Annotated in this window: 8 protein-coding genes; 7 read left to right on the forward strand and 1 reads right to left on the reverse strand. The window is 73.9% G+C overall.

All coding sequences use genetic code 11. The features are described 5' to 3' along the window. The first annotated feature begins 151 nt into the window (after positions 1-151). From AFE02nite_RS17160 to AFE02nite_RS17170, 3 genes are read left to right on the forward strand one after another with little or no spacing between them, the layout of a single operon-like run. Entirely contained in the window at positions 152-1,129 is a 978-nt protein-coding gene (locus tag AFE02nite_RS17160) for an ABC transporter ATP-binding protein (RefSeq protein WP_146820112.1), read from the forward strand. A gap of 3 nt (positions 1,130-1,132) precedes the next feature. Continuing rightward, positions 1,133-1,969 (forward strand): ABC transporter permease, encoded by an 837-nt coding sequence (locus AFE02nite_RS17165; protein WP_052113934.1) that lies wholly within the window; start codon positions 1,133-1,135, stop codon positions 1,967-1,969. Next, positions 1,966-2,784 carry an ABC transporter permease gene (locus tag AFE02nite_RS17170; protein ID WP_052113935.1) on the forward strand — a complete coding sequence of 273 codons (819 nt, stop codon included), beginning with the start codon at positions 1,966-1,968 and terminating at the stop codon, positions 2,782-2,784. The genes AFE02nite_RS17165 and AFE02nite_RS17170 overlap by 4 nt, the downstream gene beginning before the upstream one ends. A gap of 44 nt (positions 2,785-2,828) precedes the next feature. On the opposite strand, the gene AFE02nite_RS17175 is transcribed toward AFE02nite_RS17170, so the two are convergent. Further along, positions 2,829-4,073: an MFS transporter gene (locus AFE02nite_RS17175; protein ID WP_034247905.1), complete on the reverse strand. Its 1,245-nt coding sequence runs from the start codon at positions 4,071-4,073 to the stop codon at positions 2,829-2,831. Between the two features lie 114 nt (positions 4,074-4,187). Here AFE02nite_RS17175 and AFE02nite_RS17180 point away from each other — a divergent pair, with 114 nt between their 5' ends. The 4 genes from AFE02nite_RS17180 (at position 4,188) to AFE02nite_RS17195 (ending at position 8,596) form a co-directional block, all read left to right on the forward strand. Then, positions 4,188-5,405: an arginine deiminase gene (locus tag AFE02nite_RS17180; RefSeq protein WP_407643110.1), complete on the forward strand. Its 1,218-nt coding sequence runs from the start codon at positions 4,188-4,190 to the stop codon at positions 5,403-5,405. A gap of 64 nt (positions 5,406-5,469) precedes the next feature. Continuing rightward, complete coding sequence (locus AFE02nite_RS17185; protein WP_222594436.1) at positions 5,470-7,638, forward strand: RecQ family ATP-dependent DNA helicase; 2,169 nt, start codon at positions 5,470-5,472, stop codon at positions 7,636-7,638. A 117-nt stretch (positions 7,639-7,755) separates the two neighbouring features. After that, positions 7,756-8,109 (forward strand): iron chaperone, encoded by a 354-nt coding sequence (locus AFE02nite_RS17190; RefSeq protein WP_052114132.1) that lies wholly within the window; start codon positions 7,756-7,758, stop codon positions 8,107-8,109. A 172-nt stretch (positions 8,110-8,281) separates the two neighbouring features. Beyond that, on the forward strand, positions 8,282-8,596 hold the full coding sequence (locus tag AFE02nite_RS17195; RefSeq protein WP_146820114.1) for a hypothetical protein: 315 nt from the start codon (positions 8,282-8,284) through the stop codon (positions 8,594-8,596). The last annotated feature ends 703 nt before the right edge of the window (positions 8,597-9,299 follow it).

A 9,299-nucleotide genomic window follows, 5' to 3' on the forward strand; every position in this document is an offset into this window, starting at 1 on the left:
GAGTGGAACAACGTGCTCCCGTTTCGTTCCACTCGGGCCGGGCCGGGCGCGCGCGTCTGCTGCCGGCAGAAGGTGGTTGCGGGATCAGCGAGACGCGATATAACGTGTCCGTCGCAGACGCGTTATATCTCGATTCCGAGCGGAGACACCCGTGCCCACGTCCACGCGACCGACGCCGGTCGCCACCACCACCGACTGGGCGTTCCGGGCCCAGGACGTCACCAAGGTCTACAAGGGCGGCAAGCGGGCGAACGACGGCCTGACGCTGCGCATCGAGCCCGGCGAGGTCTACGGGCTGCTCGGGCCGAACGGCGCCGGCAAGTCGACCCTGGTCAAGCAGGTCATCGGCCTGCTCGCGCCGACGTCGGGCACCCTGCACGTCGGGCCCTACGACATCGTGGAGCACCCCGAGATCGCGCGGCAGCTCTGCTCCTACCTGCCGCAGGCGCAGATGCCCATCGACTCCTTCAAGGTCACCGAGGCGATCGAGCTCACCGGCCGGATCCGCGGCGGCGAGCGCGCGGCCGTCCGTGCCCGCGCGGACGAGCTCGTCGACGCGCTCGACATCGGCGAGTGGCGGGGCGACATCGGCGCGAAGCTCTCCGGTGGCGTGAAGCGCCTGGTCGGGTTCGCGATGGCGACGGTCGTCCCCGGCCGGCTGGTCATCCTCGACGAGCCGACCAACGACGTCGACCCGCTGCGCCGCCGCCTGCTCTGGCAGCAGGTGCGGGCGCTGAGCGACCTGGGCTGCGCCGTCCTGCTCGTCACGCACAACGTGCTGGAGGCGGAGAAGGCCGTGGACCGCCTCGCGGTGGTCATGGACGGCCGGATCGTCGCCGAGGGCACGCCGAGCTCGCTCAAGGCCGAGGACCGCGGCCGCATGCGCCTTCAGGTGATGCTCACGCCCGGCAGCCCGACGCCGGACGCGCCCGCCTGGTACCGCTCGCCTGTGCGCGTGGGCAACAACCTCGTCGGGACCGTCGCCGAGGCCGACACAGGCGCGAGCATCGCCTGGGCGCAGGGCCTGGTCGACGCCGGCGCCGCCGAGGAGTACGCGCTGGCGGCCTCGACGCTCGAGGACGCCTACGTCCGCCTGACCGGCCACGTCTCCGACGACGCGGAGGGCTGAGCCGTGACGACCACGACCGGGGCGGTCACCGCGACCGTCGCGGGCCTGGGCGGCACGCCCGGCATCGCTCCGCCCACCGCGCTGCGCTCGGGCCCGGCGGCCTGGCTGGCCGGCTACCGCGCGATGGTGCGCTGGCACCTGTCGAGCATGCGGCTGTGGCTGGCGCTGCTCGCGATGGTGCAGGCGCTCGTCGGGGTCGGGTACGTGCTGGGCGTCGGGCTGTTCTTCGCCGACGTGCCGCCGCTCGCCGCCGCCTACGTCTCGACCGGCGCGCCCGTCCTCAACCTCGTCCTGCTCGGGATGCTGCTCGGCCCGCAGCTCGTGGCCGACATGAAGGCCAGCGGCGGCTACGACTTCATGGCCTCGCTGCCGGTGCCGACGACGGCGTCCGCCGCCGCCTGGTACACGGTGAACCTCATCGGCGGGCTGCCGCCGTTCGTGGCGACGCTCGTGGTGGCGCACCTGCGGTACCCCGAGGTCGACTTCGCGATCCGCCCCGTCGTCGTGCTCGCGGTGCCGCTCGTCGTCTTCGCGGGGACGATGGTCGGCTACGCGCTGGCCTACGCGATCGTCGACCCCAAGATCACGCAGCTGGTCACGCAGGTGCTCGTGTTCGCGATGATGGGCTTCGCGCCGATCGTGTTCCCGGCCCAGCAGATGCCGGACTGGCTGGTGAGCGTCAACGAGTGGCTCCCGCTCACGCACATGGCCACGGTGGTGCGCGACTCCCTGACGGACGGCCTGGTCACGGCCGACGTCGGGCGCGCCTACCTGGTCCTGACCGTCTGGGCCCTGGCCGCCGGTGCGGCCGCCATCCGAGAGCTGGGGAAGCGGCGATGAGCGCGATCGACCTGAGGGGTACCGACCTGCTGACGGGCCTGTCGCCCGCCGTGCCGACGATCCGCCGCGGACGCGCGGCCGGCTGGTTCCACGGCTTCGCCGGCATGGTCCGCTTCGAGTGGGCGACCATCCGGCCGTACGCCGGGCTCACGCTGATCGTGCAGATCATGATGGGCGTCGGCATGGCGATCATGTACGGGTTCTTCTACCCGCAGATCGACCCGACGACGGCGCTGCTCATCACGACGGGCGTCCCGACGCTCGCCCTGGTCCCGATGGGCTTCGTCCTCGTCCCGGCGAACGTGGCGACGCAGCGGCTGTCGGGCACCTTCGACGTGATCTGGTCGATGCCCGTGCCGCGGTCGGCGGCCGTGGCGGCGTCGTTCTCCGTCAACGCGCTGCTGGCAGTGCCGGGGACGGTGCTCGCGCTGGCCGTGGGTGCGTGGCGCTACGGGGTGACGCTGCACCTGTCGCCCGTGCTCGTGCCGGCGGTGCTGCTGTCCACGCTGATGGCGGTGGCGGTCGGCTACGGGCTGGCGCTGCTCGTGGGGAACCCGTTGGTCATCAACCTCATCACCAACGCCACGGTGTTCCTCGTGCTGCTGTTCACGCCGATCGTCTACCCGGCGTCGAACCTGCCGACCTGGCTCATGCGGACCCACGAGGTGCTGCCGTTCTACCCGATGGCGCAGCTCATCCGGGCAGGGCTGACCGAGGGCGTGGTGCCCGACGTCGGCACCCCGTTCCTGGTGCTGGGGCTGTGGACGGCGGCCGGGCTGGGGATGACGGCCTGGGTGGTGGGCCGCCGGCGCTGAACCGTCGGCGCGTCGGGCCGGCGCTCCGGCACGCGGGCCGGGCGTCAGCCCTCGTCGACGACCGGCGAGGCGTCCGCGACGGCGATGTGCCGCAGCTGACGCCAGATGGCGACGACGAACACCGCCGACCCCGCGGCCGCGAACCAGAACGGCGCCGTCACGCCCCACTGCTGCGCCAGCGACCCGCCGACCACCGAGCCCAGCACGAGCCCGCCGAACGACCCGATGAGGTTCACCGAGTTCACGCGGCCCTGCAGGCGCAGCGGCACGGCGCGCTGGCGGACGGTCATCGACGTCGTGCCCCAGACGAACGCGTGCGCACCGAAGACGAACATGATCGCCATCGCGACCCAGGGCACCGTCGTCAGCGCGAGCGCGACGTGCGTGAGCGTCTCGATGATCAGGCCGATCCGCATGAGGTCCGCGAGCGTCACGTGCCGCGTGATCCAGCCGTACGCCAGCGTGGCGACCAGGCCGCCGGCGGCGCTCACGGTGGTGAGCAGGCCGAACCCGACCTCGCCCATGCCCAGGCGACGCGTCGCGTAAAGCACGAGCACGGACCACGCGGCGCCGAACGTGATGTTGAACGTGAAGATCGTCAGGATCAGCGTCCGCACCGCCGGGTGCCGCAGCGAGAAGCGCAGCCCTTCGGCGATGTCGCGGCCGATGTGCGTCTCCGCGCGCTGCTCGGCGTGAACAGGAAGCCGGAGCCGCGAGACGAGCACCGCGCCGGCGACGACCAGCACGGCCTCCGAGGCGAACGGCAGCGCGGCGCCCGCCGCGAACAGCGCGGCACCGAGGGGCGGTCCCGCGAGCTGGTTCACCGTGATGAACCCGGCCTGCAGCCGGGAGTTCGCGATCGCGAGGTCGTCGCGGTGCACGAGCATCGGCATCAGCGTGGAGGCGGTGTTGTCGGCGAAGACCTCGCTCGTACCCAGGAGGAACAGCGCCCCGAGCACGACGGCGATGGTCGCCTGGTCCGTGACGATGAGCGCCGCGAGCACGGCCAGCACCACCGCCCGCACGAGGTTCATGACGATGACGAGTCGCCGCCGGTCCAGCCGGTCGGACAGCGCGCCCGCCAGCAGGCCGAAGAGCAGCGGCGGCAGCCACTGCAGCGTCGCGCCCAGGGCGACCAGCCGCGCGTCGTCGGTCATCGAGGCCACCAGCAGCGGCCCTGCCGCGAGCACGATGCCGTCGCCCAGGTTGGTCACCCAGGAGGAGCCGAGGAGCCACCGGAACCCGGTGCCCAGACGGGCCGGGAGCAGGGCTTCGACCAGGCGGCTCACAAGCGCGAGAGCCTACTCGCGCGCCCTCGGGCGTCACCGGCAATAACGTGGGGCGGGACCGGGGGGACGGCTCGACGCGAGGAGGCCGAGATCACGACCACCCACAAGCACGGCGTGCACTCGGAGGTCGGCCGGCTGCGGACGGTGCTGGTCTGCGAGCCGGGCCTGGCGCACCGCCGCCTCACCCCGAGCAACTCGGCCGACCTGCTGTTCGACGACGTCCTGTGGGTCGAGGCCGCGCAGGCGGATCACCGGGCGTTCGTCGCCGAGCTGCGGCGACGCGGGGTCGAGGTGCTCGAGCTCCACGACCTGCTCACCGAGACCCTCGCGGTGCCCGGCGCGCGCGACTGGGTGCTGGACCGGACGGTCACGCCCAACACGTCCGGCCTGACGCTCATGGACCCGGCGCGGGCGTACCTCGAGTCGCTGCCGCTGCGACGGGTGGCCGAGCACCTCGTCGGCGGCCTCGCGGTCGAGGACCTGCCCGCCGAGCTGCGCGGCCCGCACACCGCGCTGGCGGAGTGGTCGCCGGCGTCGCGCACCTACGTGCTGCCGCCCCTGCCGAACCTCCTCTACACGCGCGACACGACCGCCTGGCTGTACGACGGCGTCGTGCTCGCCCCGCTCTCCTACGCGGCGCGCAAGGACGAGACGCTGCTGATGAAGGCGGTCTACCGGTTCCACCCGCGGTTCTCGGGGACCACCGTCTGGTGGGGCGACCCCGAGCGCGACTGGGGCCAGGCCACGGTGGAGGGCGGCGACGTCATGCCCGTGGGCAACGGGACCGTGCTGGTGGGGATGAGCGAGCGCACGTCGCGGCAGGGCATCACGCAGCTCGCGGCCGCGCTGTTCGCCCAGGGCGCGGCCGAGCGCGTGGTGGTCGCCGGCATGCCGCGGCTGCGGTCCGCGATGCACCTGGACACCGTGCTGACGTTCGCCGACCGCGACCTGGTGACCGTGTACCCGCGCATCGTCGATCGGATCCGGCCGTTCACGCTGCGACCCGGCACGGGCGGCGCCCGGATCGACGTGACCGACGAGGGCGGGCGGCCGTTCCTCGACGTCGTGGCCGGGGCGCTCGGGCTGGACCGGCTGCGCGTCGTGGGCACGGGCGGCGACAGCGACGAGACCGAGCGCCAGCAGTGGGACAGCGGCAACAACGCGGTCGCGCTCGAGCCCGGCGTGGTGTTCACCTACGACCGGAACACGACCACCAACCGCAACCTGCGCGAGGCGGGCGTGGAGGTCATCGAGATCCGCGGCGCGGAGCTGGGCCGGGGCCGCGGCGGCGGCCACTGCATGACGTGCCCGATCGCGCGCGACGCCGTCTGACCCGCAGGCGCCGGGTGTGGACGGCCGGTCGCCGGTGTCCGAGGGCGCCGGGAGACTGGGGCCCGTGACGTCCCCTGCCGGTTCCCCCACCCCACCCGCGCCCGCCGACGACGGCGCGCTGCACGCTCGCGCGCAGGCGGTGCTCGCGGCGCTCGTCGGGTCGCCCGACGCGCGGCTGCGCGAGGACCAGTGGACGGCGATCCGGGCGCTGGTCGCGGACCGGGCGCGGGCGCTCGTCGTGCAGCGGACCGGGTGGGGCAAGTCGGCCGTGTACTTCGTGGCGACGGCGCTGCTGCGCGAGACCGGGGCCGGGCCGACCGTCATCGTGTCGCCGCTGCTGTCGCTCATGCGCAACCAGGTGGACGCCGCGCGCCGGGCGGGCATCGTCGCGGAGACCATCAACTCGGCGAACACGACCGAGTGGGACGAGATCCACGCTCGCGTGTCCGCCGGCGAGGTCGACGTGCTGCTCGTCTCGCCGGAGCGGCTGAACAACCCCGACTTCCGTGACCGGGTGCTCCCCCACCTCGCCGCCGACGCCGGGCTGCTCGTGGTGGACGAGGCGCACTGCGTCTCGGACTGGGGCCACGACTTCCGGCCCGACTACCGCCGCATCCGCCACCTGCTCGCGGACCTGCCGACGGGGACCCCGGTGCTCGCGACGACGGCGACGGCGAACGCCCGGGTGACCGCCGACGTCGCCGAGCAGCTCGAGCACGGGGCGAGCCGCGACGTCGTCGTGCTGCGTGGGGCCCTGGACCGGGAGTCGCTGCACCTGGCCGTGCGGCCGAAGACCGACCACGCGGGCCAGGTCGCGTGGCTGACGGAGAACCTGCCGCGGCTGACCGGCTCCGGGATCGTCTACTGCCTGACGGTCGCGCAGGCGGAGCAGGTGGCGGCCGCGCTGCGCAAGGCCGGGCTCGAGGTGCGCGCGTACACCGGCCAGACCGACCCGGCCGAGCGGCTCGAGGGCGAGGCGGACCTGCTCGCGAACCGCGTGAAGGCGCTGGTCGCGACGTCGGCGCTGGGCATGGGGTTCGACAAGCCGGACCTCGGTTTCGTCGTGCACGTGGGCGCGCCGCCGTCGCCCATCGCGTACTACCAGCAGGTCGGACGCGCGGGCCGCGCCACCGCGCGCGCGGACGTCTTCCTGCTGCCCGGGACCGACGACGGCGCGGTGTGGTCGTGGTTCGCGGACCAGGCGTTCCCCGACGAGGCGGCGGTGCGGGCGACGCTCGACGTGCTCGGCGAGGACGGTGGCGTGCTCTCGACGCCGGCGCTGGAGTCGCGGGTAGACCTGCGGCGCTCCCGCCTCGAGGCGATGCTCAAGGTGCTCGACGTCGACGGCGCCGTCCGGCGGGTGCGCGGCGGCTGGGCATCCACGGGCGAGCCCTGGTCGTACGACGGCGAGCGCTATGCCCGCGTCGCGGCGACCCGCGAGGCCGAGCAGCGCGCGATGCTCGCGTACGCGGCGCACGACGGCTGCCGGATGGCGTTCCTCCGCGCCCAGCTCGACGACCCGGAGCTCGACGACGGCTGGACGTGCGGACGGTGCGACGGCTGCGGCGCCGCGTTCCCCGACGTCGCGCCCGCGGGGTCGGCGGTCGAGGCGGCGCGGGCGGCGACCCGCGTGCCCGGCGTCGAGGTGGTCCCCCGGCGCCAGTGGCCGACCGGCATGGCGACGCTGGGCGTGGACGTGTCCGGTCGGATCCCGCCCGAGCTCCAGGCCGAGGCCGGACGCGCGGTGGCCCGGCTGGACGGCATCGGCTGGGGGCAGTCGCTGCGCGCGCTCTTCGCCCCCGGGCCGGACGGCGAGGCGGCCGACGGCGAGCTGCCCGCCGACCTGCGCGGCCCGGTGCTCGCGGTGCTCGAGGCGTGGCGGCCGTCGGTGGACGGCGTGGTGGCGGTGGCGTCGGCCACTCGGCCGCGGCTGGTGGAGCACCTGGCCGCGGGCGCGGCGCGGCACCTCGGCGTGCCGGTGGTCGGGCGGGTGGCGCCGCGCGTCGGGATGCCGCCGGGCCGGCACGACGTGAACTCCGCGACCCGGCTGGCCGGCGTCTGGCGGCGGCTCGGGCTCGACCTGCCGCCCGCGACGGCGGCCGGCCTGCCCGGGCGCTCGGTGCTGCTCGTCGACGACCGCACGGACAGCGGCTGGACGCTCACGGTCGCGGCGCGCCTGCTCCGCGAGGCGGGCGCGGCCGCGGTGCACCCGCTGGTGCTCGCCGTCGGCTGACGCGCCGGACGGTGCGACGGGAGCGCGACCCGATCACTCCGGGCACCGACGGCGGTCCATCCGCACATCACCGGATCGCCGGATCGCCACACGCCACATCGCCGAAGGAGCGTGATCATGACCAGCCCCGTCGAGATCTCTTCCGACGCCCTCGAGTACATCGCCGCGGTGCCCGAGCCCTTCCGCGAGCTCTTCGACCGGCTCCACGCGCTCGTGCTCGAGACCCTGCCCGACGCACGCGTCGTGCTGTCGTACAAGATGCCCGCCTACGTGACCGACGGCGGCCGCGTGTCCCTGTCGGTGGGCAAGGCCGGCGTCAGCATCGCGACGACGGTCGCGGCGCCGGTGGCCGCGTTCCACGCGCGTCACCCTGAGCTCAAGGCGGGCAAGGTCACGGTCCTCTTCCCGCCCGACCGGGAGCTCCCGGCCGACGACGTCCGCGCGCTCGTCCTGGCGGCTGTCGGTCGATGAAGGTGCTCGCCTCGCACGCGGCAGGACGAAGGGTTCCTACCGGATAGCGGTAGGAACCCTTCGCCGGACGGGCCGTCTCGGCGCTGGCCACGCCCGGCGCTGCGCCGAGCGGGCGAACTCCGGGGCGGGTCCCTCATCTCGACGCCACGGGGCCGATCAGATGGTCGTGATCATGGATCCGTCGCTCGACGGCGTCGACGACCCCGCCGGCCGCTGGCTCGGGCTGCACGCCGCCGACCCCGACCTCGAGCACCTCGTCCGCTGGGCGCGCGAGGCGGAGTCCATCCACGTCCGGCTCGGCAGCCTCGCCGCCATCCGGCGCATCACCGCGACGTTCGAGGCGCACGCCGCCTACGGCATCGAGGGCGTGCGCGCCGCCGCCGAGCTCGAGCCCGGCTTCGAGGGCTCGCTGGCCGACCTCATCGCCGCGATCGGCGGCCTCGTCCACCAGAAGCCCCCGGTCGACGACGACCCGCCGCAGCCCTGAGCGCCGCGGCGCACCTGGAGCGCAGCACTCGTCGCGCGGCTCGCGTGGACCACGGAGCGTTCCGTTCGCCCGGCGCAAGGAATGCTTCACGATCCGCGAGGAGTGACTCCCTCACGTGAAACCCCGCCGCCACGACCGTCCGACCTTCGGAGACTTCGGGTCGCCAGGTGATCCGAAGTCTCCGACGCGCGGCCGGCGGCGACGTGCCCGGGTGTGCGACAGGCCCCCGGAGCCGGAGCTCCAGGGGCCTGTCGTCTGGTGCGCGAGGGGGGAGTCCTGCACGTACTACTGGGAGATCTCCCAAGACCGGGACGCTCCGACCGCGTCGGGAGGTCCGTGATGCCGAGGTACCCGCGCTTCCTCACCACCATGGCCGGATCGTACGGACAAGCCGGACCCGATCAGTGTCGGCACAAGGCGACACGTCGTGGAGCACCTTGCGACGCGTTGGGCCCGGCTGCATCTGTCACTCGTAGCCGCGCCGTCGCGCCACGTCCGGGCAACTGCCCAGGAAGCAGATCCTCAGCACAGGCGCCATGGACGCCCCTCCTACGCTCCGGTACATCGTCCGGAGGTCCGCCCAGTCGTTCATCGGCCGCCCACAGACCTCACAGGCCGGCTCACGTGTTCTTGGCATGCCCGAGGTGTAGTCGACAGCGGCCGGCTGCGTCTCCGCCTCCCGCTCCGCGCGAGCAGGACGGGG

The organism is Actinotalea fermentans, assembly GCF_007991475.1.
GTDB lineage: Bacteria > Actinomycetota > Actinomycetes > Actinomycetales > Cellulomonadaceae > Actinotalea > Actinotalea fermentans.

Excerpts from the sequence above, each read along its gene's own strand:
- AFE02nite_RS17170 (WP_052113935.1), top strand. The coding sequence starts at position 1,966 with ATGAGCGCGATCGACCTGAGGGGTACCGACCTGCTGACGGGCCTGTCG.
- AFE02nite_RS17195 (WP_146820114.1), top strand. The coding sequence starts at position 8,282 with ATGGATCCGTCGCTCGACGGCGTCGACGACCCCGCCGGCCGCTGGCTC.
- AFE02nite_RS17190 (WP_052114132.1), top strand. The coding sequence starts at position 7,756 with ATGACCAGCCCCGTCGAGATCTCTTCCGACGCCCTCGAGTACATCGCC.